Here is a 26,599-nt window from a genome sequence, read left to right as displayed (position 1 = left end):
CTTTCAACTCACTGGTTCGCGCCGGTCACCTGCGCGAAGGCGGCCTGATTAATGGTGGTCCCGATGTCGGTTTCAAGCTTGTTGACGTAGGCGGCGACCTGCTCTTCGGTCTGCGCCCGGTCGAGGCTGTCCTTCAGCTTCTTGACCGCGTCGGAGGCCGCGTCGACCGCGGGATCGATGATGTCGGTGACGCGGAAGACGATCACTTCGCTGCCGCCGCTCACGGGCGTCTGTCCGACGCCGTCCTTGGCGGTGCGGAAGGCGGCCGCTACGACGGTGCCGGGCACGCCGGCGGGCGAGTCGTCGCGCTTGAAACCGGTCGCGGTCTCGACCTTGGCGCCGATCGCAGCGGCTTCATCGGCAAGCTTGCCGCCCGCTTCGAGCTTCTGCACCATCTCGGTCGCCTTGGTCTTCAGCTTTGCCGCGATCTGGTCCTGGCGCCAGCGGGCCTCGACCTGGTCGCGGACCTCGTCGAGATTGCGATCGCGCGAGGGCGTGATGGCGAGCACGTCGTACCAGACATAGCCGCCCTTGAACGAGATTGCGTCGTTGTCGACGCCGACGTCGGTGTTGAAGGCCTGCGACACCACGTCGAGGCCCTGCGGGACGTTGGCGACCGGCTGGCCGTTCGGGGCGCGGCCGGAGCGGTCGACGGCGTCGATGGTCACGGCGGTGAGGCCGAGCTTCTGCGCCGCGTCGATCACGCTGGAGCCGCCGCCGCGTTCGTCTTCCATCTTGTCGCGGAGATCGGCGACCTTGACGCGCGCGCGCTCGGTCGCGATCTCGCGCTTGATGTCGCCGACGAGGCTGGCGTAGTTCGCCTCGACGCCCGGCTCGATCTTGTCGACCTTGACGATCGCGGTGCCGAGACGGCCCTGGATCGGCTGGCTGATCTCGCCCGCGGCAAGCGCGAAGGCGGCGTCGCCAACCGCCGGGTCCAGCGACGATTTGGTCACGAGCCCGAGATCGACGTCGGAGGCGCTCAGTCCGCGCTCCTTGCCGAGATCCTCGAACGACACTCCGCCGGCGAGGCGCTCGCGTGCGGTCTGCGCCTCGGCCGCGTTGGGGAACACGATCTGGTGGATCTGGCGCTTCTCCGGCGTGCCGAGCCGGTCCTTGCGCTGTTCGAACACCTTCTTCGCGTCCTCGTCGGAGACCTCGGTCCATTTGCCGATCTCTTCCGGCGAGATCACGACGAAGGCGATCTTGCGATATTCGGGCGCGCGGAACTGGACCTTATGATCCTCGAAATAGGTGGCGAGCGCCTCGGGCGAGGGCGCATCGATGGTGCCGGCCTGGGCTGCGTCGAGCCTGACGAACTCGATGGCGCGCTGCTCGTTCTGGAAACGCGTCAGCACGTCGATCATCGCCTTCGGCGGCTCGAGGCCGGCACCGATCGTGCCGGTGATCTGCCGGCGCAGCGACACCTTGCGCTGGTCGGAGACGTAGCGCTGCTCGGTATAGCCGAAGTTGCGGATCACGGCCTGGAAGCGGTTCGGATCGAAGCTGCCGCCGACGCCCTTGAAGTTGGGGTCGTTCATGATGACCTGGCGGATCTGGTCGTCGGACTGGCCGAGCCCGAGCCGGCGCGCCTCTTCGTCGAGGGCTGCTTCCGCGATCGTCTGCTGGAGCACCTGACGGTCGAGGCCGAAGGCGCGGGCCTGATCGGGCGTCAGCGGACGGCCGAACTGGCGGCTGATCTGTTGCAGGCGGTCGGTATAGATCTGGCGGAACTCGTTCAGCGAAATCTCGGTGCGGCCGATCTTGGCCACCGTGGACTGCCCGAAGCCCTTGAAGATGTCGGCGATGCCCCAAATGCCGAAACTGACGATCAACACGCCCATCACCACGGCCATAATGGTCTTGCCGAGCCAGTTTGATGAGGCCTTGCGCATTCCTCGAAGCATTTGGTCCAACTTGTTTGGCAGGAGGGGAACGGGAGCGCGTCTTAATGCAGATTCCGCAAAAGCGCGTCACCAAATTGATCAATCATCATAAAGTGGCGGCTTTCCCCCCGCAACCTCAGGTCACGCGGCCTCACGAAGCTGCGGTTAAAAGCCCTTAGGTCTCTGGAACTGCCGCAGCGGCTCTGCTAGCGCATGCACAAACCTCATTTTGCTGGAAATTGACATGACCGACGCCATCCGACCGCTGATCGCCGGCAACTGGAAAATGAACGGGCTGAAGGCCTCCACTGCCGAATTCGACGCCATGCTCAATGGCGCGGCAGAGGTGGCCGCCAAGGCCGATCTGCTGGTCTGCCCGCCCGCGACCCTGATCGCGGCCTTTGCCGACAAGGCACGCGGCAAGAAGGTCGCAGTGGGGGCCCAGGATTGCCACCCCAAGGCCTCCGGCGCCCATACCGGCGATATCGCCGCCGAAATGCTGGCGGACGCGGGTGCGACCGCCATCATCGTTGGCCATTCCGAGCGCCGCGCCGACCATGGCGAGGGCGATGCCTTGGTGCGGCAAAAGGCGGAAGCCGCCTGGCGTGCCGGGGTGACGGCGATCGTCTGCATCGGCGAGACGCAAGCCCAGCGCGATGCCGGCCAGACCCTGGACATCCTGCGCGGCCAGCTCGACGGCTCGCTGCCGGACGGCTCGACCGCGGCCAACCTCGTCGTCGCCTATGAGCCAGTCTGGGCCATCGGCACCGGCCTGACCCCCACGGCCCAGGATGTCGAGCAAATTCATGAGTTTATCCGGGAATTCCTGACGTCCCGGTTTAGGGCGGACGGCGCCAGGATGCGGATCCTCTATGGCGGCTCGGTCAAGCCGTCGAACGCGGCCGAGCTGATGGCCGTGAAGAACGTCAACGGGGCGCTGGTCGGTGGCGCCAGCCTCAAGGCGGCCGATTTCCTTGCGATCGCCAAGGGCTGTCCCTAGCTAAACCAAACCGTTGGTCCGGACCCGATCGGGGGTGGCAATGCCGTTTCCGATCGTGTAACACCGCGCAACTTCAGGAAAACCCGCGAAGCGCGATCGGCCGCCGTCTCGGCGCTGTCGGCTTGTGACGGAAGGGCACTATGCAGACTGTTGTCATCGTCATCCATCTCATGATCGTCGCCGTCATGATCGGCGCCGTCCTGCTCCAGAAGTCGGAAGGCGGCGGCCTCGGCATGGGCGGAGGCGCGGGCTTCATGTCGAGCCGCGGCACCGCGAATCTGTTGTCGCGGACGACTGCGATCCTCGCTGCCGGCTTCTTCCTGACCAGCCTGTTCCTGTCCTGGTACGCCGGATACAACCGCGCGCCTTCGTCGATCATTGGCCAGCCGGCATCGCAGGGCCAGCCGGCCGGCGGATCGCCGATTGCACCGCCGACCTCGGGCGGCATCCTGGATTCGCTGAAGAAGGCCGACGAGCAGCAGCAAGCCCCGGCCCCGAGCGGCCCGCAGGTACCTCGTTCGCAATAAAGCAGGGGGGCCATGCAGCGCGGCTTCTACCGTCCTGCATCAACAATCCCCATCAAGACACTGTCACCACTCTTCGTTCCGGTTCACCCACAGGCCCGCAAAATCTTTGGGGCGGAATACGAATCGCTTTGGCGAATCGAATTCGAGGGATTAGAGGTTAAGTCCCATGGCGCGGTACATATTCATCACCGGCGGCGTGGTTTCTTCGCTCGGCAAGGGTCTGGCTTCAGCGGCACTCGGTGCGCTGTTGCAGGCCCGGGGCTACAAGGTCCGCCTCCGTAAGCTCGACCCCTATCTCAACCTCGATCCCGGAACGATGTCGCCGTATCAGCACGGCGAAGTGTTCGTGACCGATGACGGCGCGGAGACCGATCTCGATCTCGGTCACTACGAGCGCTTCACCGGGCGGCCGGCGACCAAGGCCGACAACATCACGACGGGGCGCATCTACCAGGACATCATCACCAAGGAGCGCCGCGGCGATTATCTCGGCGCGACCATCCAGGTGGTTCCGCACGTCACCAACGCCATCAAGGAATTCGTCCTCGACGGCAATGACGATTACGACTTCGTGCTGGTCGAGATCGGCGGCACCGTCGGCGACATCGAGGGCCTGCCGTTCTTCGAGGCGATCCGCCAGCTCAAGAACGAGCTGCCGCGCGATCATGCCGTTTACATCCATCTCACGCTGCTGCCCTACATTCCGAGCGCTGGCGAATTGAAGACGAAGCCGACGCAGCACTCGGTGAAGGAGCTGCGCTCGATCGGCATTCAGCCGGACATCCTGCTCTGCCGCACCGACCGCGAGATTCCGAAGGAAGAGCGGCGCAAGCTCGGGCTGTTCTGCAATGTGCGTGAAAGCGCGGTGATCGAGGCGCGCGACGTCGACAACATCTATGCTGTCCCCGAGGCCTACCACAATGCGGGCCTCGACGACGAAGTGCTCGCCGCTTTCGGCATCGCCTCGCGGATTCCGCCGGAGCTGCGGAGCTGGCAGCAGATCAACGAGCGCGTGCGCAATCCCGAAGGCAACGTCACCATCGCCATCGTCGGCAAATATACCGGCATGAAGGATGCGTATAAGTCGCTGATCGAGGCGCTCTCGCATGGCGGTATTGCCAACAAGGTGAAGGTCAATCTCGACTGGATCGAGAGCGAGATCTTCGAGAAGGAAGATCCCGCGCCGTTCCTCGAGCACGTCAACGGCATCCTGGTGCCCGGCGGATTCGGCCAGCGCGGTGCGGAAGGCAAGATCCGTGCGGCGCAGTTCGCGCGCGAGCGTGACGTGCCGTATTTCGGTATCTGCTTCGGCATGCAGATGGCGGTGATCGAAGCCGCGCGAAATCTCGTCGGCATCGAGGACGCCAACTCCACCGAATTCGGCCCGACCAAGGAGCCCTTGGTCGGCCTGATGACGGAGTGGCTGCGCGGCAACGAGCTCGAGAAGCGCTCGCAGGCCGGCGATCTCGGCGGCACGATGCGGCTCGGTGCCTATCCGGCGGCGCTCAACCGCGGCAGCCGCGTCTCGCAGGTCTATGGCGGCGCGACCGAGATCTCCGAACGCCACCGCCACCGCTACGAAGTGAACACCGCCTACAAGGACCGTCTCGAGCAGCACGGCCTGAAATTCTCAGGGTTGTCGCCCGACGGCGTCCTGCCGGAGATCGTCGAGTACGAGGATCATCCCTGGTTCATCGGCGTCCAGTTCCACCCCGAGCTGAAGTCGCGGCCTTTTGAGCCTCATCCTCTCTTCGCCTCGTTCATTCAGGCGGCGATGGTGCAGAGCCGGCTGGTCTGATGGCTCAGCGCGCGGCGGAGTAGTCGCGCGCGTGATGGATCGGCTCCAACGCGACCCGCGTCGAGGGGGTCGGCGCAAGCGATCCCGTGACCAGCTTCATCTGCGGCCGCCGCGTCAGCTTGTAGACGGCGGCCGGCGGCACGTTCAGCAGGGCGCGATCGACCAGGGTGGCGCGTAAGCCCAGCCGATCGAGAATCGGCCGCGGCACCGGGCAGCTCATGCCGTAGGTGAACTGGTAAAAGGCACCGCCGGGGCGGACGTAGCTGAAAGCGCCGCCGACGATGGAGACGACCTTGCGCGTCGACATGTTGAGCAGCGGCAGACCGCTCACGACCGCGCCGACCGGCGTGCCGTCATAGAGGCGCTCCGTGGTCAGCCGCCCCGCATCCATCCACAAGACGCGCGCGTTGGGAAAGCGCAATTGCAGGAGCTTCATGAAGTCGGAGCCGTATTCGATCAGTGTGATGTCCTGCTGGCGCACGCCGCGTTTCAGGAGCTTGTAGGTGAATGCGCCGGTGCCGGGACCGAGCTCGAGGATCGGGCCGCTCGATGCGGTGATCTCCCGCGTGATCAGATCGGCGAGCGCCGCGCCTGATGGCGCGATCGCGCCGACCCGACGCGGGGCCGACATCCAGGACAGGAAGAAGGAGAGGAAATCGTTGGGCATGCGCACTCCGGCATCTTGGTTGCACCTCGAAAGATCAGAGGTGAGGCGGATGCAGTGTCACGGCCGTGCATTGCGACAGCATTGCGCTGTGAGAGGCGCAGTCGGATTGATTCAACCCTGCGGGATTGGGCGCAGCGTTATTCTGAAACAGGCGCCGCCGTCCGGCCCGTCCGTGACCGAGACGTGGCCGCCATGCAGGTGCATGATCTCGCGCACCATGTTGAGGCCGAGGCCGGCACCGCGATCGAGCGGCGTCAGCCGATAGAACGGCTCGAAGATCTGCTCGCGTTGTTCGGCGGGAATGCCGGCACCTTCGTCCGTGACTTCGATGCTCGCGGGTCTGCTGACGCGAATGCCAATGGTGCCGCGGCGAGGGCCGTGCTGAATCGCATTTTGCATGAGGTTGGTCAGCGCGCGTTCCAGCGCGGCCGCGTCACCGATCGTCTCGATCGGCGTCGTGGGTGCATCGAGCGCCAGCTCGTAGCCGCCGGCAATCGCCAGCGGCGCGAGGTCGGCAGCAGCGTCTTGCGCGACCCGGACGAGGTCCACGCGCGCGAACGGATGGCCGCAGCGGTCGAGCCGCTGAATGTCCAGCAACTGCTCGGCAAGCGTCGCCAGCCGCGCGGCATCTTCCAGCAGCCGGGTCTTGTCCGGCCCCGGGGCAAGCGACTCCAGGCGCGTGTTGAGGATCGCGATCGGCGTGCGCAGCTCGTGCGCCGCGTCGGCGACGAAACGCTTGTGGCGGGCATAGCCCTGGTCGAGCCGCGCCAGCGCGTCATTGACCGCGTTCACGAGCGGCACGACCTCCAGTGGAATTCTCTCCACCGACAGGCGTGCGCCGCGCTGATGGATGTCGATGCGACGCGCCTGGTCCGCGGTCGTATCAAGTCCTCTGAAGGCGCGCTGCACGATCACCGGTGTCGCGATGAAGGTCGCGGTTCCCATCAGAAGCAGGCCAGGCAGCGCGATGCCCAGGAATGCAAGCGATGTCATGACCAGCGCCTTGGCGCCGGTCAGCCGGCCCTGCGTCGCCGTGATGACCTGCACATTGCCGGCCTCGGTGTCGACCCGCTTCAGCCGCGCCGCCGGCTTGCGCGGATCGTCCTCGAACATCTGCCAGCCGAGCCGCGCCTGGCTGATCTGGTCGAGGCCGCCGCCGATCGCTGCGAATTCGGCCGGCACGGCACCTTCGGCGAGCGAATGTCCCTGCCGGTCGCGTACCAGGAACCAGAGGTCTGGTGTCTCGCTACGCAATTGCCTGAGCTCGGACGTTGGCCGCACGGTCAGGCCGCCCTGTGCGTCGCGTGCGAGTGCGCGCTGCACGACGTCGATCACGCGATCCTCGTCGCGCTCGGCGAGCACAAATCCTGACGCGCACAGCGCCCCGACGACGACGGCAACCAGTGCCAGGAGCAGCGCGGCCTGGAGCGAGAGCAGGCGCCAGCTCAGGCGCGAGCGCAGGCAATAGGGATCGTCGTGCCTGCTCATGGCAGCTTCTTCAGGAGATAGCCGACGCCGCGAATGCCGTGGATCTCGATGCCGGCATCCCCCTCGGCGAGCTTGCGGCGCAGCCGCGAAATATGCGTGTCCAGCGCGTTCGACTGGATCTCGTCGTCGAAATTGTAGACGGCCTCTTCCAGCGCCGAGCGCAGCACGGTGCGGCCGAGGCGGCGGATCAACGCCTCGAGCACCAACAGCTCGCGACGCGGCAGCTCGAACGGCTGGCCGTCGATGCTCGCCTCGCGATGGCCGACATCGAAGGCGAGGCGGCCGGCACGGATGACATCCGGCGTAAGTCCCGCGGGGCGCCGCATCACGGCGCGCAGGCGCGCCAGCAGCTCCTCGACCGCGAACGGCTTGGCCAGATAATCGTCGGCACCGCTGTCGAGCCCGGCGATCCGGTCGGCGAGCTCGCCGCGCGCGGTCAGGACGATGATCGGCACGCCGTCCGCGCGCGCCCGGAGCTTCGGAATCAGTGCAAGGCCGTCGCCGTCGGGGAGCTGGCGGTCGAGCAGGACCGCGACATGGACGTCGGCGGAAATGGCCTCTTCCGCCTCGGCAAGGGTAGGAGCATGGTCTACCACCATGTCGTAGCGCTTCAGCGCTGACGCCAGCGCGCCGGCCATCTCCGCCTCATCCTCGACGAGCAAAATCCGCATGATCCGGCACCTGGGCTTCAACCAAAGCCATTCTAGCGGCCCGATCATTGCGGCAGCATTGCGGGAGCCCGACGTGGTGCGTCGTCGAAGGCCGTCTAGCCATGCGCGAAACGCCACCGGGGTGGCCGGGCAGGGCTCAAGACATGGTCATGGCCAGCCGTTATAACCGCCCGATCTGTTCGGGGAGGAAGCAAGAATGATCTATGAAATGCGCGTCTATCGCTGCGTGCCCGGCCGCTTGCCGGCGCTCTTGAAGCGGTTCGAGACGGCGACGCTGAAGATCTGGGAAAAGCACGGCATCCGCCAGGCCGGATTCTTCACCACGCTGATCGGTGAATCCAGCCAGGAGCTGACCTATTTCCTGGCCTGGGAGTCGCTCGCCGAGCGCGAGAAGAAGTGGGGCGCGTTCGTGACCGATCCGGACTGGCACGAGGCGCGGGCGAAGTCGGAGGCGGACGGCCAGATCGTCGGCAATATCGTCAGCCAGCTCCTGACGCCGACCGCTTTCTCGGCGGTGAAATAGCGCCGGCCCGCGGAACTTCGGCGCAACCCTGATATTCTGACAGCCCGGGCCGAATGGGGTTGATCCGACCCCGATGGCGGCTATGGTCGCGCGGAAACGAGGGATTTGCCTTGAGCTCTTCGACGTCAGCGGCGCCGGTCGTCACCATCGGTACGGTCAAGTTCGGCAATGATCTGCCGATCTCGATCATTGCGGGACCCTGCCAGCTCGAAAGCCGCCAGCATGCGCTGGAGGTGGCCTCCGCGCTGAAGGAGATCGCCGCGCGGCTGAATGTCGGCCTCGTCTACAAGACGTCGTTCGACAAGGCCAACCGCACCAGCGCGTCGGCGGCGCGCGGGCTCGGGCTCGCGCAGTCGCTGCCGATCTTCGCGGAGATCCGATCCTCGCTCGGCCTGCCGGTGCTGACCGACGTGCACGAGGCCACGCAATGCGCAGAGGTTGCGCAGGCCGTGGACATCCTGCAGATCCCGGCCTTCCTGTGCCGGCAGACCGACCTGCTGCTGGCGGCGGCCGCGACCGGCAAGGTCGTCAACGTCAAGAAGGGCCAGTTCCTGGCGCCCTGGGACATGGCGAACGTCGTCACCAAGATCACGAGCGCGAGCAATCCGAACGTGCTTGTCACCGAGCGCGGCGCCTCCTTCGGCTACAACACGCTGGTCTCCGACATGCGCGCGCTGCCGATCCTGGCGCGCACCACCGGTGCGCCCGTGATCTTCGACGCCACCCATTCGGTGCAGCAGCCGGGCGGGAAGGGGACGTCCTCCGGCGGCGAGCGCGAATTCGTGCCGGTACTTGCGCGCGCGGCGGTCGCGGTCGGCGTCGCCGGCGTCTTCATCGAGACCCATCCCGACCCCGATAGCGCGCCTTCCGACGGCCCCAACATGGTGCCGCTGCGCGAGTTCGAGGCGCTGATCCGCAGGCTGATGGCGTTCGACGCGCTCGCAAAGAATCCGCGCTGATGCAGCAAGGCGAGGCGCGGCCGCACGATCACGGTCTGCCGGCCGCGCTCTACGTCATCTCCGGCGCGAGCTTCGCCGCGGCGCTGTCGGCGCGGGCGCTCGATCCGGTGCTGCCGCATGTCGCCGAGGATTTTGGCGTCAGCATCGCAACCGCCGCGGGCTTTGCCGCGGTGTTCGCTTTCACCTTCTCGATCATCCAGCCGATTGTCGGCGCGGGCGCCGACCTGTTCGGCAAGACGCGGCTGATGATCGGCTGCCTCGCGCTGCTCGGCCTCGCCAATATCCTCGGCGCGCTCTCGACCTCGTTCTCGGTTCTGTTTGCGACCCGCATCCTTGCCGGCATCGGCTCGGGCGGCGTGTTTCCGGTGGCGCTCAGCCTGACCAGCGACCTGGTCGGTCCGGAGAAGCGGCAGGTCGCGATCAGCCGCACGCTCGCCGGCGCCATGACCGGCAATCTGCTCGGTGCCTCGGCCTCAGGCCTGATCGGCGACTTCCTCGGCTGGCGCGGCGTGCTGGCGGTGCTCGGCGTGCTCGTGATCGTTGCATCGATCGCGGTCGCCGCCGGCTTTCGCGGCGCCAAGGTCAAGCATCCGCCGAAGACGAGCCTGTCGGCGCTGAAGGCCGGCTATCGCACCATCTTCACCAACCCCAATGCCTATGTGTGCTATTCGGCGGTGTTCGTCGAAGGCTGCTGCGTGCTCGGCCTGTTTCCCTATATCGCCTCGTTCCTGTTCGAGCTCGGCCAGACCTCGCTCTCGATCGCCGGCATCGTCATCGCGGGCTTCGCGGTCGGCGGCCTGTTCTACACGCTGACGGTGTCGCGCCTGTTGCCGTGGCTCGGCATGAAGGGAATGATGATCGCGGGCATGACGCTGGTGGCCTCGCAGCTCGTCGCTGTGGCCTTCGGTCCGCGCTGGGAAGTGCAGGCGCTGAACCTCGTCGTCATGGGCTGGGGCTTCTACATCGCCCATGGCTGCCTCCAGGTGTTCGCCAGCGAGCTCTCGGTCGAGGCGCGCGCCACCGCGCTGTCGCTGCATTCGTTCTTCTTCTTCATGGGTCAGACGGTCGGGCCGCTCGCCTACGGCCTCGGCCTGCAGCACGGCGGCAAGGTGCCGACGCTGTTCACAAGCGCCGCGATCATGGTGGTCCTCGGCATCGTCTGCGCCCGGTTGCTCAAGCCGCGTGCACCATCCGACGCGCGCTGAGATTCTATTCGGTCCCTAAAAGGGGCGCGCCCCACCACGACACCGTCGGCCCCGTATACATGGCACACGAATTGCTTTGATTCTGGGCAAATCGAGGTGCGAGACCGTGGACGCCCAGCCCACCCGTTTGCCCAGCGTAGCCGGCGCGACCCGGTCGGCCGGATATCCCACCAGGCCGCCACTGCGGCGTTTCCTGACCGATTGCTACGAGGAATTCAGGAGCGACGGTTCGGGCGAGCTTGCCGATTACATCCCCGAGCTGAAGCGCGCCAACCCCGATCATTTCGGCATCGCGCTCGTCACCATCGACGGCCATGTCTACGAGGTCGGCGACAGCGCGGTGCCATTCACGATCCAATCGGTCTCGAAGGCCTTCGTGTTCGCACTGGCGCTGGAGACGGTGGGCGAGGAGCGCGTCTCGGCCACCATCGGCGTCGAGCCGAGCGGCGAGGCCTTCAATTCGATCCGGCTCACCAACGACAACCGTCCCTTCAACCCCATGGTCAATGCCGGTGCGATTGCCTGCTCGGGCCTGATCTACGAGGTGGACGGCAAGGGCGCCTTCGAACGCGTCCGCTCAAAACTCAGCGAGTTCGCCGGGCGCGAGCTCGGCGTCGATGAGGCCGTGCATGCCTCGGAGACCGCGACCGGCAACCGCAACCGCGCGATCGCGTGGCTGCTCCGCAATTACGCGGTGCTGCCGGACGACGTCGACGCCGTGCTCGACGTCTATTTCCGCCAATGCGCGATCCTGGTGACAGCGCGCGACCTGGCGGTGATGGCGGCAACTCTCGCCAACCGCGGTATCAATCCGGTGACGGGCGCGCAGGTGATCACGCCGCACATCGTCGCTCGCACGCTGTCGGTGATGACGAGCTCGGGCATGTACGACTATGCGGGCGAGTGGACCTATCGCGTCGGCATCCCCGCCAAGAGCGGCGTCGGCGGCGGCATCGTTGCGGCGCTGCCCTCGCAACTGGGACTGGGCACCTTCGCGCCGCTGCTCGACAATCACTTCAACAGCGTGCGCGGCCTGAAGGTCTGCGAGGCGCTGTCGGCGCGGTTCGATCTGCACATGCTCAACCGCAATGCCGACGTCCGCACCAGCATCATGGCGGACTACGACGTCTACGGCATCTCCTCGCGCCGCAGTCGCCAGCCGCACGAGCAGCAGATCCTCGACGAGCGTCACAGCGACATCCGAATCCTCGAGCTCGTCGGCGCGCTGAATTTCGGCACCATCGATTACGTCACGCGAAGACTCAGCAGTGAGCCGCCGAACGCGCCGCTATTGATCATCGATTTCCGCCGCGTGCCTGACATCACCGCGGCCGGTGCGGAGCTTCTGGGCGAGACGCTGACGGCGCTCGGCAATGCCGGCGTCACCGCGATTCTGTCCGGCCTCGAGGAGACCTCCGCGGTCTGGGCCGCGATCTCCGCGCGCATGGGGGATCCGCGACGGCTGCGCCGCTTCGCGCTGCTCGACGATGCCATCGAATGGGCCGAGGACCAGGTGATCTACCGCTTCGGCGGCTTCACCGACGTGAAGGAGAGCGCGCATCTCGGCGATCAGGCGCTGCTGGCCGAGCTCGACGCGGACGAGATCGCCGCGATCGTGAAACTATCGACCACGCGCCACTACGCCGCCGGCCAGCGCATCATCGCCGCCGGCGAGCCCGCCAATTCGCTGTTCTTTCTCCAGAGTGGCATGGTCAGCGTGAAGCTGCGGAGCGGCGTGCGGCTTGCCTCGCTCAGTCCCGGCATGGAGTTCGGCGAGATGGCGATCCTGGAGAGAATCCGCAGCGCCGACGTGTTTGCCGATACGCCAGTTACCTGCCTCGAACTGCCGCTCGACCGCTTTGCCGATTACCGCCGCCTGCACCCGGAGACGTCGCTGAAGATCATGCGCAACCTCGCCGCGATCCTGGCGCGGCGGCTGGTTCTCGCGAATGCCAAGGTGGATCTGCTGAGCGCGTATTAGGGGGCGTGGCCTCCCTAATTCGCACCACCAGCCGGGATCGGCTCCATGCCGCTCGCGATGATCGTGTCGCGGGCGGCGGGGGAGGCGAGGAACTTGATCAAGGCCCGGCCAGCATCGGGCTCTTTCGAAACGGTCGCGATGCCGGCTGAGAAGATCGTGATCTTCTGCAGTTCGTTCGGCAGCGGTCCGACGATATCGATGCCCTGCACCGGCTTCAGTTCGCTGATCTGCTGAAAGCCCAGTTCGGCCTCACCATGCGCGACGATCTCGCCGACCGGCGTGGCCGGGATCTTGCGCGCCTTGTCCTTCATGACATCGGCAATGCCGAGCTTGTCGAACATCTCGGTCGAGACGTAGACGCCGCTGGCGCTATCCGAGTAAGCGATTGTCTTCGCCGCCAGCAGCGCACGCTTGACTGCCTCCGCCGAGCCGATGTCCGGCTTCGGCGCGCCCGACTTCACCGCGATTCCGATCGGCGATCTGGTCAGATCGACCTGGCTGCCGGCAACGACCTTACCCTTGCTGGCGAGGTCGGTGAGGGCATAGCCCACCATGATCAGGACATCGGCCGGTTCGCCGCGCTCCAGCCGGACCGGGATCGCATTGGTGGTGGTGCCCATCGACGGCCCGAACGCCGTCAGCACCTTGTGACCGGTGGCTTTCTCGAACTCCGGCACGAGCGCCTGATAGGCAGCCGTCAGACCGCCGGAAATCATCACCCGGACCTCGGCAGCGTCGGACGCGCCAGTCAGCCACAGGACGCCCAAAAGGCCCAAGGAAAGGTTCAAGGCAAGGTTGCGGAATATTGCTGATGTCGATTTCATTGTCGGTCGTCTCCAACTAACCCCGGCCGCGATAGGGCGCGACGCCTTGCTCCGGCACCCACAGACCCTTCGGCACCCGGCCGGTCTGCCAGAACACGTCGATCGGGATGCCGCCGCGCGGATACCAGTAGCCGCCGATGCGGAGCCATTTCGGCTTGATCTCCGAGGCGATGCGCTTGCCGATCATCACGGTGCAATCCTCGTGGAAGGCGCCGTGATTGCGGAAGCTCGCGATGTAGAGTTTCAGCGATTTCGACTCCAGTAGCCATGGGCCGGGCGCGTAGTCGATCATCAGATGCGCGAAATCCGGTTGTCCCGTGACCGGGCACAGCGAGGTGAATTCCGGCACGGTGAAGCGCACCAGATAGTCGGTGCCCTTTTGCGGATTGGGCACGCGGTCGAGCTGGGCTTCTTCCGGTGTGTGCGGCCATTCGACCGCGCGGCCGAGCTGGAGGGATTTTTTCGCCATCGTCGTCACATCCTTTGCGGATGCCGGGATGGACGCAATTGGAGCTGCCGTCAACCAGTGGCGATGGTCTGGATCATGACGATCCGGTCGTTGCCGGACTCGCAGCCCCAGAGCTCGCCCGGCCTGCCGTCGAGCTGGCGGACATTGGCATTTGGCTTGTCGCTGGCGAAGACGTTGAACCGCTCGGTCGCGGGATCGAAGCGGACGATGGCATTGGCGGAGAAATCGGTCAGCCAGACCTTGTCCTTGTCATCGACATAAACCGCGTAGGTGCGGGGACGCTCGCCCGGCAGCTTCCAGGTCTTCCAGGAGCCGTCAGCGGGATCGTGCACCGACACATGGCCGCTGTTCCACTCGCTGACCCAGATCCGGCTCTTCGAATCCGACCAGACGCGCCGCGATCCCTGGCTCGGCGTTGGCGGCTCGACCACATTGGCGTTGCCGGTCGCAAGATCGATCTTCGCGATATAGCTGCCGGCGAGCGAGGCGTACCAGACGTCGCCCTTGGGCGTCACCGTGATGCCATAGGGGCCGACGCCCTTGGGCGCCCGGAACACGCTCATCTCGCCCGACTTGGGCGCAAGCCGGCCGTAATAGCCGGACTGGCCGGTGAACCAGTAGGTGCCGTCCTTGTCGAACACGCCGGTGTTGAGATTGGCGGAGGCGAACTTTTCGGGCAGGCGGAACAGCGTGACCTTGAGGTCCTTGGGCTCCACCCGCGCGATGGCGTTCTGGCCGCCTTCGGTGATCCAGGGCGCGCCATCGGGGCCGATCGTCACGCCATGCGGCGCGGCGCCCTGGCCGAGGCTGACGGTCTTGAAGGTGCCATCCTTCGGATCGAGCCTGCCGAGCATGCCCTTGCCCTGCGCGGTGAACCAGACCGTGCCGTCGGGAGCCGGGGCGAGGTCGTGCAGGCCGATCCCGGCATTGATGGGGAAATATTTTGTCCGGAACGGGCCTTCCTGCGCAAAAGATGGGCGAACGGCGAGGAGGGCGGCGCTGGAGCCGAGAAACTGGCGGCGATTCATGGCGTTACCCCGACTGCTTCAGATTGAGGTTGGACGCGCGGACCAGATGCCGTCAAGTTTAGTCCTGGGCACCTCGCGCGTCAGTCGAAGCACGCCGTCCAAGCGTTCACATTTGCTTGCGCTCCGTGTAAGACCCGCGGCGAACCGATCAAATCTAACGAACGGAAGTGCAACATCATGACCGCCATCATCGACATCATCGGCCGCGAAATCCTCGACAGCCGTGGCAATCCCACCGTCGAGGTCGACGTCGTGCTGGAAGATGGCGCGCTCGGCCGCGCCGCGGTGCCATCAGGCGCCTCCACCGGCGCCCATGAGGCGGTGGAACTGCGCGACGGCGACAAGGCCCGCTATCTCGGCAAGGGCGTCACCAAGGCGGTCGGCGCCGTCAACGGCGAGATCTTCGAGGCCTTGAGCGGCCTCGATGTCGAGCAGCAGGCCCAGATCGACCAGATCATGATCGATCTCGACGGCACGCCGAACAAGAGCCGGCTGGGCGCCAACGCCATCCTCGGCGTCTCGCTCGCCTGCGCCAAGGCGGCCGCGAACTCGCTCGACATGCCGCTCTACCGTTACGTCGGCGGCACCTCGGCGCGGCTGTTGCCGGTGCCGATGATGAACATCATCAATGGCGGCGTGCATGCCGACAACCCGATCGACTTCCAGGAGTTCATGATCCTGCCGGTCGGCGCGTCGAGCTTTGCCGAGGGCCTGCGTTACGGCGCGGAGGTTTTCCACACGCTGAAGTCGGAGCTGAAGAAGGCCGGCCACAACACCAATGTCGGCGACGAGGGCGGCTTTGCCCCGAACCTGCCGTCGGCGGACGCCGCGCTCGAATTCGTCATGAACGCGATCGGCAAGGCCGGTTTCAAGGCGGGCAGCGACATCGTGATCGGCCTCGACTGCGCCTCGACCGAGTTCTTCAAGGGCGGCAAATACGTCTATGAAGGCGAGGGCAAGACCCGTTCGATCTCCGAGCAGGCCAAGTACCTTGCAGACCTGGTTGCGCGTTATCCGATCGTGACCATCGAGGACGGCATGTCGGAAGACGACATGGACGGCTGGAAGGAGCTCACCGATCTCATCGGCAAGAAGTGCCAGCTCGTCGGCGACGATCTGTTCGTCACCAACGTCAAGCGCCTCGCCGAAGGCATCAAGGCGGGCCGGGCCAACTCGATCCTGATCAAGGTCAACCAGATCGGCACGCTGACCGAGACGCTCGCCGCCGTCGAGATGGCGCACAAGGCCGGCTACACCTCCGTCATGTCGCACCGCTCCGGTGAGACCGAGGATTCCACCATCGCCGACCTCGCGGTGGCCACCAACTGCGGCCAGATCAAGACCGGCTCGCTGGCGCGTTCCGACCGCACCGCCAAATACAATCAGCTCCTGCGTATCGAGCAGCAGCTCGGCAAGCAGGCGCTCTATGGCGGCAAGGCGGCACTGAAGGCGCTGGCATAAGCCAGCGCTTCGACAGGACAGGGAGGATCGACATGAGCGATGGCAACACCGGACTGCAACTGCGTTCGCTGATCAAGGCGAGTGGCGAGCTGGAGATCTCGCTTCTCGACGTGCCGACCCCCGAGCCCGCCGAGGACGAGGTCGTCGTCCGCGTCGAGGCGGCGCCGATCAACCCGTCGGATCTCGGTCTGCTCGTCGGCGCCGCCGACATGAGCACGGCGAAGGCCTCCGGCACGAAGCAGGCGCCCGTCATCACCGCGAAAGTGCCTGACGGTGCAATGCGCGCGATGGGGGCGCGGCTCGACCAATCCCTGCCGGTCGGCAATGAAGGTGCCGGCGTCGTCATCAAGACCGGCTCGTCGGACGCTGCGAAGGCGCTGATGGGCAAGACGGTCGCGATGATCGGTGGCGCCATGTACTCGCAATACCGGACCCTGAAGGCGAGGGACTGCCAGCCATTGCCTGACGGTACGACGGCGGCGGAGGGCGCGTCCTGGTTCGTCAATCCGCTCACCGCGCTCGGCATGACCGAGACCATGCGGCGCGAAGGCCACAAGGCGCTGGTGCATACCGCGGCCGCCTCCAATCTCGGGCAGATGCTGAACAAGATCTGCATCAAGGACGGCATCCCGCTCGTCAACATCGTGCGCAGCAAGGAGCAGGCAGAGATCCTGAACAAGATCGGCGCCAAATACGTCGTCGACTCCAGCGTGCCTAGCTTCCTCGACGATCTCACGGCCGCGCTGGTCGAGACCGGCGCCACCATCGCGTTCGATGCCATCGGCGGCGGCAAGCTTGCCGGCGACATCCTCAACTGCATGGAAATCGCGATCAACAAGACCGCGAAGGAATACAGCCGCTACGGCTCCAGCGTGCACAAGCAGGTCTATGTCTACGGCGCGCTGGATATCCGTCCGATCGAACTGCCGCGCGGCTTCGGCATGGCCTGGGGCGTAGGCGGTTGGCTGCTGACCCCGTTCCTCCAGAAGATCGGTCCGGCCGACATCGGACGGCTGCGCCAGCGCGTCGTGAATGAATTGAAGACCACCTTCGCCAGCCACTACACCAAGGTGGTGTCGCTTCAGGAGACGCTCGATCCCGCCAACATCGCGGTCTACGCCAAACGGGCCACCGGCGAAAAATTCCTCATCAACCCGAATAAGTCGTGACGAGCGACGGCGTCCAGGCCTGATCGAATCTATGCCTGGGCCGTGGGGCGAATGACGATCTCGCCGACGTCCACACTATCCGGCTGCGCTATCGCGAAGGCCATCGCCTCCGCGATGGCGCTCGCCGGAATGGCCATCGCCTTCATGCTTGCCTGCCCTTGCTCCCGTAATGCGGAATCCGTCATGGACGACGGCAGTTCGGTGTCGACATAACCGGGTGAGATGGTCGTCACCCGAAGCGACGGGCCGGCCTCCTGACGAAGCCCTTCGGAAATCGCCCTTACGGCATTCTTCGACCCCGCATAGACGGCCATTGTCGGAACGATCTTGATGCCGGCGGTCGACAGGGTGTTGACGAAATGGCCGAAGCCCTGACGACGAAAGACGGGCAGGGCCGCGGCGATCCCGTAGAGCACGCCCTTCACGTTCACGTCGATCATGTCGTCCCAGTCGTCGACCCTCAGATCGTCCAGGCGCGAAATCGGGGCAATCCCTGCATTGTTGATCAGGACGTCCAGCTTCCCGTATCGGTCCGTTGCCAGTCCGACGAGCCCGGCGACATCCTCGCGTTGCCTGACGTCGGTGACGAGGTACGACGCCTGTCCGCCCTTTGACGCGATGCTCGCGGCCAGCATCTCCAGCCGGTCGGCGCGCCGTGCGCCGAGGACCACGATGGCGCCACGTTCCGCGAGATGCCGGGCGGCGGCTGCGCCTATTCCGCTGCTGGCGCCCGTGATGGCGATGACTTTGCCTGCGATGCCCGTCATAGATGTCCCATGCAATTCGTTGCGAGATGAACTTCGCATCGGAAGCGAGGATGATCTATGCTCGAAGTGCTCGAAAATCGTCGAGATCGGATCAAGCCTTGGGCAAACCCTCGGATAGGCACGAGACCTCGGGTAACGCCTCGGACCCGCTGTCTCAGGTCTTCTCGCTCCTGAACGTTCGCGCTGCGCGTTGCACGAGGTTCGAGGCGGGCGGCAATTGGTCGTATCGGTTCCCGGCCAAACCCGCCCTGAAGTTCGGCGCGGTCATCCGAGGTGATTGCTGGATCGATTTCGGTGACGAAGCCCATCATCGGCTGGTCACCGGCGACTGCTTTCTTCTGGCCAATGCACCAGCCTATGTTCTGGCCAACGACCGACGCCTTGCTCCCGATGACGGTATAGCGGCGTTCGATTGGACGCAGTCGGATGTCGCGCGTCACGCGGGCAGCGATACCGTTCTGCTTGCCGGCAGTTTCGGTTTCGAAGCGTCGGACGCCGGATTGCTGCTCGATGCGCTTCCTCGCTTTCTGCTCATACCGTCGCGCAGTCCGTCGGCCCCCATCATTCATTCCACGCTCGGGATTCTCGACCTTGAAATCAGGGGGACGGGAATCGGAGCCGCCGTACTCACCGACAGGCTTGCCGACGTCCTGCTCGTCCAGGTACTTCGCGCGGCGCTGGATCAGAGTGCCGGCGAAGGTTTGGGATGGATCAACGCGCTGGTCGATTCCAGGATCGGCAAGGCCATCAGGCTGATGCACGAAGACGCCGCTCACCCCTGGACCCTGGAAGCATTGTCCGAAGCGATCGCCATGTCGCGATCCGCGTTTTCGAAGCGGTTCAAGTCGCTTGTGGGGTTGGCGCCGCTCGACTATCTGCTTCGATGGCGAATGCGACTTGCACGCAATCAGCTGCGACGTGGAGCGACCGTTTCGGCAACGGCCGCGCAGCTTGGATACTCGTCGGAGAGCGCCTTCGGACATGCCTTCAAGCGAGTCTACGGCCATGCACCGAAGCGGTACTGGCGCGGACAGGCCACGGGCGAAAAATTCCCCAACGCCCCAAATAAATTGTCGTGATCTGCGACGGCACCTCACCGAAGGAAGGTCTTGCCTTCTGAGCGAAGCCGGGGATTATTCCGCCGCCATTGAAAGCGGAAAACCGCAAGGGCTCAGAAGGGGACCTCTCCATGACCGATCTCAATCGCCGTCATCTGCTCGCAGGCGCCGCCGCCATCGGTGCGGCGGCCGCCACCGGACTTCGACCGACCATTGCCAACGCCTCAGTGCCGCAAAGCGGGACGCAGGCACCCGGCTTCTATCGCTACAAGGTCGGCAGCTTCGAGTGCACCTCGATCAATGACGGCGCGCGCACCTTCCCGATGCCGGACAAGTTCGTTGTCAACGTCCCGAAGGAAGAAGCCGCAGCCGCCGGCGAGGCCGCCTACATGCCCAAAGGCATGGTCACGGTGCCGTTCAACCCGCAGCTCATCAACACCGGCTCCAAGCTGGTGCTGATCGACACCGGAAATGGAGTCGCCAACCTGGAGCCGAGCAAGGGTGCGGTCGGCCGTACGCTGCAGAACCTCCAGGCCGCCGGCGTCGATCCCAAGAGCATCGACGTCGTGCTGCTCTCGCATCTGCATCCCGACCACACCAACGGCATTCGCCTCGCCGACGGCGCGCTCGCGTTCCCGAATGCGGAGATCATGGTGCCCGGCAAGGACTGGGAGTTCTGGACCAGCGCGGACAACGCCGCCAAGGCCGAGTCCAACGCGATGATGAAGAACTACTTCGCCAACGTGAAGAAGACCTTCGCCGGCCTCGAATCCAAGGTCACCAAGTACGAGTGGGGCAAGGAGGTCGCGCCCGGCATCACCTCGATCGCGACGCCCGGCCATACCCCCGGCCACACCTCGTTTGCGGTCGCGTCCGGCGATGCCAGGGTGTTGATCCAGTCCGATGTCACCAACATTCCGGAGTTCTTCTTGCGCAATCCGGACTGGCACGTGGTGTTCGACGCCGACGCCGCGATGGCGCAGGAGACGCGCCACAAATTCTACGACATGGCGGCGGCCGAGAAGGCGACGGTGATCGGCTTCCACTTCACCTTCCCCTCGGTCGGCCATGTCGAGAAGGATGGCGCCAAGTATCGTCTGATCCCGTCGGCCTGGAATCCGACGATCTGATCTCGGTTGCGGAATTGCTCGAAACATCAGGCCGCCGCTGGGCAGCCTGATTGTTTTGGGTCGTAGCCCGGATGGAGCGAAGCGTAATCCGGGACCGGCGGAACTTGGGGGCACGACCCCGGATTGCGCTGCGCTCCATCCGGGCTACAGGCCTCAATGTCCCCTTTCGCGAAACTCAATGTTTCCAAATCGGACCGGTTCATGCACTTGCATCCATTGGTCCGGATCGCTTAAGTGCCGCCCGGCACTCCCGCTCAAGTTCTGAGGACACTCCATGGCCTACAATATCGTCGTGATCGCCGGCAGCCTGCGCAAGGACAGTTTTTCGCTGAAGATCGCCAATGCGCTCGCCAAGCTCGCGCCGGCCTCGCTCAAGCTCGAGGTCGTCACGCCGGCGGGTATCTCCTTCTTCAACCAGGACCTCGAGGGCGCGCCGCCCGCGGACTGGCTGGCCTTCCGCGACAAGCTCCAGAAGTCGGACGGCGTTCTGTTCGTCACCCCGGAATACAATCGCGCGATCCCGGGTGTCCTGAAAAACGCCATCGACGTCGCCTCGCGCCCCTATGGCAAGAGCTCGTTCAACGGCAAGCCGGTCGGCATCATCTCGAACTCGCCGGGTCCGCTCGGCGGCGTCAGCGCGGCCAAGACGCTCCAGAACATCCTGCCGGGCATTGCCGGCCCGATCATGCAGCAGCCAGAGATCTACCTGAACGCGGTTGGCGACGCCTTCGATGCGGAGGGGAACCTCGCCAAGGACTCGCTCAAGACCGTGCTCCAGGCCTATATCGACGCCTTCGCCGCACACGTGGCCAAGCATCACGGCTGAGTACGCTCTCCGTCATGGCCGGGCAAAAGCGCGAAGCGCGTCTTCGCGCCAGATGTCCCGGCCATCCACGTTCTTGGTTGCGACGACGAAGAACGTGGATGCCCGGCACAAGGCCGGGCATGACGATGACGTTTGGTGGCGCGGGCAGGGCGCATTAGCGCTCCCTTAACCAAACTCCCCCATCTTCCGAAGATGGTCTCCCGCGCGCGCCTCAAATCGATCCTGACCGGTCTCGCCCTCTACGCGATGGCGGCCGCCATCGTCGGCTATTTCGGCGTCAACGCCTACACCGGCAAATACGGCCTCAACGCCCGCCAGGAACTCGACCAGGAGATCATCGCGCTCACGAGCGAACTGGCTCAGCTCAAGCGCGAGCGCGCCAGGAGCGAGCAGCGCGTCTCGCTGCTGCGTTCCGCGAGGATCGATCCCGACATGCTGGACGAGCGGGCGCGCTTCCAGCTCGATTATGTCAATCCGCGCGATCTCGTTCGGATGATCCCGCCGAACTAGCGCTTGCGCGGGTTTCGAAACCGGTATCGAAAGCCGGCCCGAGCCCGGCTGCCTCCTTCTCCATCACGCCAAAGTCGCAAGACCTCAGTCGCTTTGCCGCCTTGACGCAGCGGCGCCGGCGAGGGCATGGCTTGTGCGGCGCACTGCTCCCCAGGATTGACAGAGATCAATCAGGCCGCGCCGGCACGTCGTAAATTGCCATCCGGAGGAAACGGTGATGAATGGGTCAATGCCCCAGCATCACGCGGCTCGTGTCGAAGCCGCTATTGCATCAGGCCAGGCGGCTCGCTCCGCGCTCGTGGCCTCCTGGCGCCGTTCGTCCCGATTGCATCATCTCGACCCCTCCGGCCGGGGCTTGCCCCAGCGGCTGACCGACGCGGAACTCCGCGAGGCGCGCGAGCGTATCGCGCCGCTGCTCGCCGCTGCGCAAGGGGCGATGGACCGGCTCTACCAGGCGGTTGGCGCCGCCGGCTGCTGCGTGCTGCTGGCCGACGGCGAGGGGGTGCCGGTAGATCGTCGCGGCACGCGGGCCGACGACACCACCTTTCAATCGTGGGGGCTGTGGACCGGCGCGCTCTGGAGCGAGGAGCACGAGGGCACCAATGGCATCGGCACCTGTGTCGTCGAACAGCGGCCGCTGACGATCGATCGCGACCAGCACTTCTTCACGCGCAACACGCTGTTGAGCTGCACCGCCGTTCCGATCTACGACCACGAGGCGGCGTTTGCCGGCGTGCTCGACGTCTCCTCCTGCCGCGCCGACCGGACCGACGCGTTTTCCAATCTGATCGCGCTTGCGGCGGGCGACGCGGCAAGGCGCATCGAGGCCGATCTGTTTCGCCGCGCCTTCGCCCATGCCCGCATCGTGCTGACGCAGGGCGCGGACGGTCAGTCCATCGGTCTCGTCGCGGTCGATGCCGACGATCTCGTGATCGGCGCGACCCGCTCCGCCCGGGTGGGACTGGGGCTCGCGCCCGGCCGGGCGTTGCGCCCCGTGCCCGCGGCCGATCTTCTCGGCGGCGATACGGCGCGCGACCACCTCGCTGGCGGTCAGCGTGCGGTGTTGCAGCGGGCGCTGCTGCGCACGGGTGGCAATGTTTCGGCGGCCGCCAAGGCCCTCGGCGTCAGCCGCGCCACGCTGCACAGGAAGCTCAAGCGGTTCGAACTGAACCACTGAGGGCCGCAGTCTCCTCAGCCGTCATTGCGAGCCAACGGGTCCGCGCAAAGCGCGGCCCGATGACAGGCTCCGCGAAGCAATCCAGAATCTTTCCGCGGAGGGACTCTGGATTGCTTCGCTGCGCTCGCAAAGACGATGTGGAAGCCGTGTGTGCTCCATCTTGCACTTGCCTCCGTCAGACCTGTCGCAGTTCTGCGACAGGTCCGCTCTTCCATCGCTCCCGCCCGGGCTGACAGCACACGCCCCCCGATACATCGTCGGCGCAAGTCGCGACCACGCGACGAATTGCACAAACAGCAAACATCGGGAGTGATCAATGAACAAGGTGGAATTCCTCAGCGTCACCACAGTTCCCTTCGCCGAACGCTATGACAACTTCATCGGCGGCAAGTTCGTCGCGCCGATCTCCGGCAAGTATTTCGACAATGCCTCGCCGGTGAACGGACAGATTGTCTGCAAGATCGCGCGCTCCGACGCGCAGGATGTCGAAGCCGCCCTCGACGCGGCGCATGCCGCCAAGGCCGCCTGGGGCCGCACCAGCGTCGCCGAGCGTGCCGCGATCCTGAACAAGATCGCCGATCGCATGGAAGAGAATCTCGAGCGCCTCGCGATCGCCGAGACCTGGGACAACGGCAAGCCGATCCGCGAGACCCGCGCGGCCGACATCCCGCTCGCCATCGATCACTTCCGCTATTTCGCCGGCGTCGTCCGCGCCCAGGAGGGCTCGATCGGGGAGATCGACCACGACACCATCGCCTATCATTTCCACGAGCCGCTCGGCGTCGTCGGCCAGATCATCCCCTGGAACTTCCCGCTGCTGATGGCCTGCTGGAAGCTCGCGCCCGCGCTCGCCGCCGGCAATTGCGTCGTGCTCAAGCCCGCCGAGCAGACCCCGGCCTCGATCATGGTCTGGGCCGAGATCGTCGCTGATATTCTGCCGCCTGGCGTCCTCAACATCGTCAACGGCTTTGGCCTTGAAGCCGGCAAGCCGCTGGCCTCGAGCCCGCGCATCGCCAAGATCGCCTTCACCGGCGAGACTTCGACGGGCCGGCTGATCATGCAATATGCCAGCCAGAACCTCATTCCTGTCACGCTGGAGCTCGGCGGCAAGTCGCCGAACATCTTCTTCAAGGACGTCACCGCCGAAGACGACGACTTCTTCGACAAGGCGATCGAAGGCTTCGTCATGTTCGCGCTGAACCAGGGCGAGGTCTGCACCTGTCCGAGCCGCGCGCTGGTTCACGCCGACATCTACGATCGCTTCATGGAGCGGGCGCTGAAGCGCGTCGCCGCGATCAAGCAGGGCGACCCGCGAGCGGCCGACACTATGATCGGCGCACAGGCATCCAGCGAGCAGCTCGCCAAGATCCTCTCCTACATCGACATCGGCAAGCAGGAGGGTGCCAAGGTGCTGGCCGGCGGCGGACGTGCGGAACTCGGCGGCGATCTTTCCGGCGGCTTCTACGTCCAGCCGACGGTGTTCGAGGGCCACAACAAGATGCGAATCTTCCAGGAGGAGATCTTTGGCCCCGTCGTCTCGGTCACGACCTTCAAGACCGATGACGAAGCGCTCGCGATCGCCAACGACACGCTCTACGGTCTCGGCGCCGGTGTCTGGAGCCGCGATGCCAACCGCTGCTACCGCTTCGGCCGGGCGATCCAGGCCGGCCGGGTCTGGACCAATTGCTACCATGCCTATCCCGCGCATGCGGCGTTCGGAGGCTACAAGCAGTCGGGCGTCGGTCGCGAGACCCACAAGATGATGCTCGATCACTACCAGCAGACCAAGAATCTCCTGGTCAGCTACAGCCCGAAGAAGCTCGGCTTCTTCTGATCGGACAGGAGCGGGCGGCGCAATCCTGCGCCGCCCGTTCCGAGCCGTTCTTCCCCACCGTCATCCGTCTGTCAGATAATTGAGACAAGACGAGCGCGCCGACCTCATTCGGTTCGGCGCTTGTGGCATCCGGAGCGATGCCAGGTACGGACGGAGGCTCGGCCATGAAGAACAGTCATTTGCAGCGGAAGGCACATCTTGGAGCGATGCTGCTCGGCGCGGCAGCCTTGACATTCCTCCCGCTATCGTTGGCCAGCGCACGGACCGGCCCGGCGCCATCAGGCGCCAAGAAATTCCTGACCGTTGACGGAAAGCCACCGCTGATCCTCGGACATCGCGGCGTGCCGGGACTGGTGCCTGAAGAGACCGAGGCGTCGTATGATATCGCCGCGGCGCTCGGAACCGATGCGCTCGAAGAGGACCTGCATCTGACCAAGGACTGCGTCTTGGTGGTGCGTCACAACCCTTGGCTGGCTGACAACACCAACATTGCGGAGGTGGCGAAGACCAATGCGTCCGTGGCGGCGCGCAAGCGCACGGTGCCCGGTGTGCGCGTCAAGGCTCCAACTCCAACCAGCGGGCCTGCTGACTACCTTACGGATCTCACCGACCCGGCCGACCCCAAATCGGTGCTGAAGTCATTGATCGTCGACGGCGAGGACCATACCAACGACTGGTCGATCAGCGATTTCACCATGGCCGAGCTGAACAGCTGGATCGGCGGCACCACCTATGACGCAGCCAACGAACGGCCGAAGGTCTTCAACGGCAAATTCCCGGTCATCAGTTTCCAGGACGTCATCGACATCGCCAAGGCCAGGAGCAAGGAGACGGGGCGTCCCGTCCTCGTCTATCCCGAAACCAAGAACCCGACCTGGAACAATGCCCAGGCGATTGCCAATGGCTGCGGTGCCGCCGGCAGCCACCCGCTCGAAGATGCCCTGATCAAGATCATCAAGGACAACGGCCTCAACACGAAGGATGCCCCGATCCTGGTTCAGAGCTTCGAGCCCGGCAGCCTGAAATACATGCGCAGCCACGGTCTGGAAACGCGGCAGGTGCAGCTCATTGATGGCAACGGGATTGACTTCAAGACCGGCAAGGTCCTCCTCGACAACATCACAAATTCGCGTCCGTTCGACTGGACGATTGCGGGCGACCCGCGCTTGTACGATGCGATGCTGACGGCCGAGGGCCTTGCCGAGATCAAGACCTATGCCGACGGCATCGGTCCGTGGAAGCCCTATATCGTTCCGCTCAAGATTGCGCCGTGGAAGGACAGCAATGCCGACGGCACGCCCTACAAGGGATCGACGCCGGAAGCTTCGACGCAGGATGCAACCAGCCTTGTCGCTGACGCGCACAAGCTCGGCCTGTTCGTGCATGTCTTCACGTTCAGGAACGAGAAGAAATATCTGGCTGCTGACTATCGCGGCGATCCGGTCCTGGAATATCTCAAATTCTTCCGCCTCGGCGTAGACGGGGTCTTCACCGACTTCACGCATACCGGCGTTGCCGCCCGCGCAGCGTACTTGCGAGAGCTGGGCTGGTAAGGCGGCACTGAGAATCGGGCATGCGCGGGGTCTCGGACGCGCGGAGAAGCGTGCCCGAATTTCTGAGCCGCGGCTGCTTGCACCCCCT

24 protein-coding genes are annotated in these 26,599 nt (G+C 65.1%); 16 read left to right on the top strand and 8 right to left on the bottom strand.

What is annotated here, in order from left to right; genetic code table 11:
• Positions 1-8: 8 nt before the first annotated feature.
• On the bottom strand, positions 9-1,907 hold the full coding sequence (locus XI08_RS36545) for a SurA N-terminal domain-containing protein (RefSeq protein WP_271578126.1): 1,899 nt from the start codon (positions 1,905-1,907) through the stop codon (positions 9-11).
• Between the two features lie 223 nt (positions 1,908-2,130).
• On the opposite strand from XI08_RS36545, the gene tpiA reads away from it, so the two are divergent.
• From tpiA to XI08_RS36530, 3 genes are all read left to right on the top strand, one after another.
• On the top strand, positions 2,131-2,886 hold the full coding sequence (gene tpiA, locus XI08_RS36540) for a triose-phosphate isomerase (protein WP_271578125.1): 756 nt from the start codon (positions 2,131-2,133) through the stop codon (positions 2,884-2,886).
• A 140-nt stretch (positions 2,887-3,026) separates the two neighbouring features.
• Positions 3,027-3,413, top strand: coding sequence for a preprotein translocase subunit SecG (gene secG / locus XI08_RS36535; RefSeq protein WP_135175226.1), 387 nt, complete (start codon positions 3,027-3,029; stop codon positions 3,411-3,413).
• 166 nt (positions 3,414-3,579) lie between these two features.
• Positions 3,580-5,211 (top strand): CTP synthase, encoded by a 1,632-nt coding sequence (locus XI08_RS36530; RefSeq protein WP_027545835.1) that lies wholly within the window; start codon positions 3,580-3,582, stop codon positions 5,209-5,211.
• A 4-nt stretch (positions 5,212-5,215) separates the two neighbouring features.
• On the opposite strand, the gene XI08_RS36525 is transcribed toward XI08_RS36530, so the two are convergent.
• From XI08_RS36525 to XI08_RS36515, 3 genes are all read right to left on the bottom strand, one after another.
• Entirely contained in the window at positions 5,216-5,878 is a 663-nt protein-coding gene (locus tag XI08_RS36525) for a class I SAM-dependent methyltransferase (protein ID WP_271578124.1), read from the bottom strand.
• A gap of 111 nt (positions 5,879-5,989) precedes the next feature.
• Positions 5,990-7,366, bottom strand: coding sequence for a sensor histidine kinase (locus XI08_RS36520; protein ID WP_271578123.1), 1,377 nt, complete (start codon positions 7,364-7,366; stop codon positions 5,990-5,992).
• Positions 7,363-8,037, bottom strand: a complete 675-nt coding sequence (locus XI08_RS36515; protein WP_271578122.1) for a response regulator — start codon at positions 8,035-8,037, stop codon at positions 7,363-7,365. Before XI08_RS36515 ends, XI08_RS36520 begins: the two co-directional genes overlap by 4 nt.
• A 196-nt stretch (positions 8,038-8,233) precedes the next feature.
• Between XI08_RS36515 and XI08_RS36510 the strand changes: the two genes are divergently transcribed.
• From XI08_RS36510 to glsA, 4 genes are all read left to right on the top strand, one after another.
• Positions 8,234-8,560 (top strand): NIPSNAP family protein, encoded by a 327-nt coding sequence (locus XI08_RS36510; RefSeq protein WP_027545839.1) that lies wholly within the window; start codon positions 8,234-8,236, stop codon positions 8,558-8,560.
• 110 nt (positions 8,561-8,670) lie between these two features.
• Positions 8,671-9,519 carry a 3-deoxy-8-phosphooctulonate synthase gene (kdsA, locus tag XI08_RS36505; protein ID WP_271578121.1) on the top strand — a complete coding sequence of 283 codons (849 nt, stop codon included), beginning with the start codon at positions 8,671-8,673 and terminating at the stop codon, positions 9,517-9,519.
• Entirely contained in the window at positions 9,519-10,724 is a 1,206-nt protein-coding gene (locus XI08_RS36500; protein ID WP_271578120.1) for an MFS transporter, read from the top strand. Before kdsA ends, XI08_RS36500 begins: the two co-directional genes overlap by 1 nt.
• Before the next feature lie 106 nt (positions 10,725-10,830).
• The gene (gene glsA, locus XI08_RS36495) at positions 10,831-12,705 is read left to right on the top strand and encodes a glutaminase A (protein WP_271578119.1); all 1,875 of its coding nucleotides are present in this window, start codon (positions 10,831-10,833) and stop codon (positions 12,703-12,705) included.
• A 14-nt stretch (positions 12,706-12,719) separates the two neighbouring features.
• On the opposite strand, the gene XI08_RS36490 is transcribed toward glsA, so the two are convergent.
• The 3 genes from XI08_RS36490 to XI08_RS36480 are packed head-to-tail and all read right to left on the bottom strand — an operon-like array spanning position 12,720 to position 15,026.
• The gene (locus tag XI08_RS36490) at positions 12,720-13,529 is read right to left on the bottom strand and encodes a substrate-binding domain-containing protein (RefSeq protein WP_271578118.1); all 810 of its coding nucleotides are present in this window, start codon (positions 13,527-13,529) and stop codon (positions 12,720-12,722) included.
• A gap of 16 nt (positions 13,530-13,545) precedes the next feature.
• Complete coding sequence (gene queF / locus XI08_RS36485; protein ID WP_038967228.1) at positions 13,546-13,998, bottom strand: preQ(1) synthase; 453 nt, start codon at positions 13,996-13,998, stop codon at positions 13,546-13,548.
• A gap of 50 nt (positions 13,999-14,048) precedes the next feature.
• A complete protein-coding gene (locus XI08_RS36480) occupies positions 14,049-15,026 on the bottom strand; it encodes a Vgb family protein (protein WP_271578117.1) in 978 nt (325 codons plus the stop codon).
• Between the two features lie 177 nt (positions 15,027-15,203).
• On the opposite strand from XI08_RS36480, the gene eno reads away from it, so the two are divergent.
• Both eno and XI08_RS36470 read left to right on the top strand, forming a co-directional pair.
• Positions 15,204-16,487, top strand: a complete 1,284-nt coding sequence (gene eno / locus XI08_RS36475) for a phosphopyruvate hydratase (RefSeq protein WP_092181218.1) — start codon at positions 15,204-15,206, stop codon at positions 16,485-16,487.
• Between the two features lie 32 nt (positions 16,488-16,519).
• Positions 16,520-17,656, top strand: a complete 1,137-nt coding sequence (locus XI08_RS36470) for a zinc-binding dehydrogenase (RefSeq protein ID WP_271578116.1) — start codon at positions 16,520-16,522, stop codon at positions 17,654-17,656.
• Between the two features lie 29 nt (positions 17,657-17,685).
• On the opposite strand, the gene XI08_RS36465 is transcribed toward XI08_RS36470, so the two are convergent.
• On the bottom strand, positions 17,686-18,423 hold the full coding sequence (locus tag XI08_RS36465) for an SDR family oxidoreductase (RefSeq protein ID WP_271578115.1): 738 nt from the start codon (positions 18,421-18,423) through the stop codon (positions 17,686-17,688).
• Between the two features lie 98 nt (positions 18,424-18,521).
• Here XI08_RS36465 and XI08_RS36460 point away from each other — a divergent pair, with 98 nt between their 5' ends.
• From XI08_RS36460 to XI08_RS36430, 7 genes are all read left to right on the top strand, one after another.
• Positions 18,522-19,502: an AraC family transcriptional regulator gene (locus XI08_RS36460; protein ID WP_271578114.1), complete on the top strand. Its 981-nt coding sequence runs from the start codon at positions 18,522-18,524 to the stop codon at positions 19,500-19,502.
• Positions 19,503-19,612: 110 nt separating this feature from the next.
• A complete protein-coding gene (locus tag XI08_RS36455; protein ID WP_271578113.1) occupies positions 19,613-20,611 on the top strand; it encodes an MBL fold metallo-hydrolase in 999 nt (332 codons plus the stop codon).
• A gap of 274 nt (positions 20,612-20,885) precedes the next feature.
• Positions 20,886-21,437: an NADPH-dependent FMN reductase gene (locus XI08_RS36450; RefSeq protein WP_135175238.1), complete on the top strand. Its 552-nt coding sequence runs from the start codon at positions 20,886-20,888 to the stop codon at positions 21,435-21,437.
• 192 nt (positions 21,438-21,629) lie between these two features.
• On the top strand, positions 21,630-21,947 hold the full coding sequence (locus XI08_RS36445) for an FtsB family cell division protein (RefSeq protein WP_011087554.1): 318 nt from the start codon (positions 21,630-21,632) through the stop codon (positions 21,945-21,947).
• A gap of 217 nt (positions 21,948-22,164) precedes the next feature.
• A complete protein-coding gene (locus tag XI08_RS36440; protein WP_271578112.1) occupies positions 22,165-23,124 on the top strand; it encodes a helix-turn-helix domain-containing protein in 960 nt (319 codons plus the stop codon).
• Positions 23,125-23,440: 316 nt separating this feature from the next.
• Positions 23,441-24,958, top strand: a complete 1,518-nt coding sequence (adh, locus tag XI08_RS36435; RefSeq protein ID WP_271578111.1) for an aldehyde dehydrogenase — start codon at positions 23,441-23,443, stop codon at positions 24,956-24,958.
• A gap of 164 nt (positions 24,959-25,122) precedes the next feature.
• Entirely contained in the window at positions 25,123-26,511 is a 1,389-nt protein-coding gene (locus tag XI08_RS36430; RefSeq protein ID WP_271578110.1) for a glycerophosphodiester phosphodiesterase family protein, read from the top strand.
• Positions 26,512-26,599 lie beyond the last annotated feature (88 nt).

This window comes from Bradyrhizobium sp. CCBAU 11361 (assembly GCF_028128935.1).
GTDB lineage: Bacteria > Pseudomonadota > Alphaproteobacteria > Rhizobiales > Xanthobacteraceae > Bradyrhizobium > Bradyrhizobium niftali.
The sequence above is the reverse complement of the archived record's forward strand: the minus strand, read 5'-3'. Positions and strand labels throughout refer to the sequence as shown.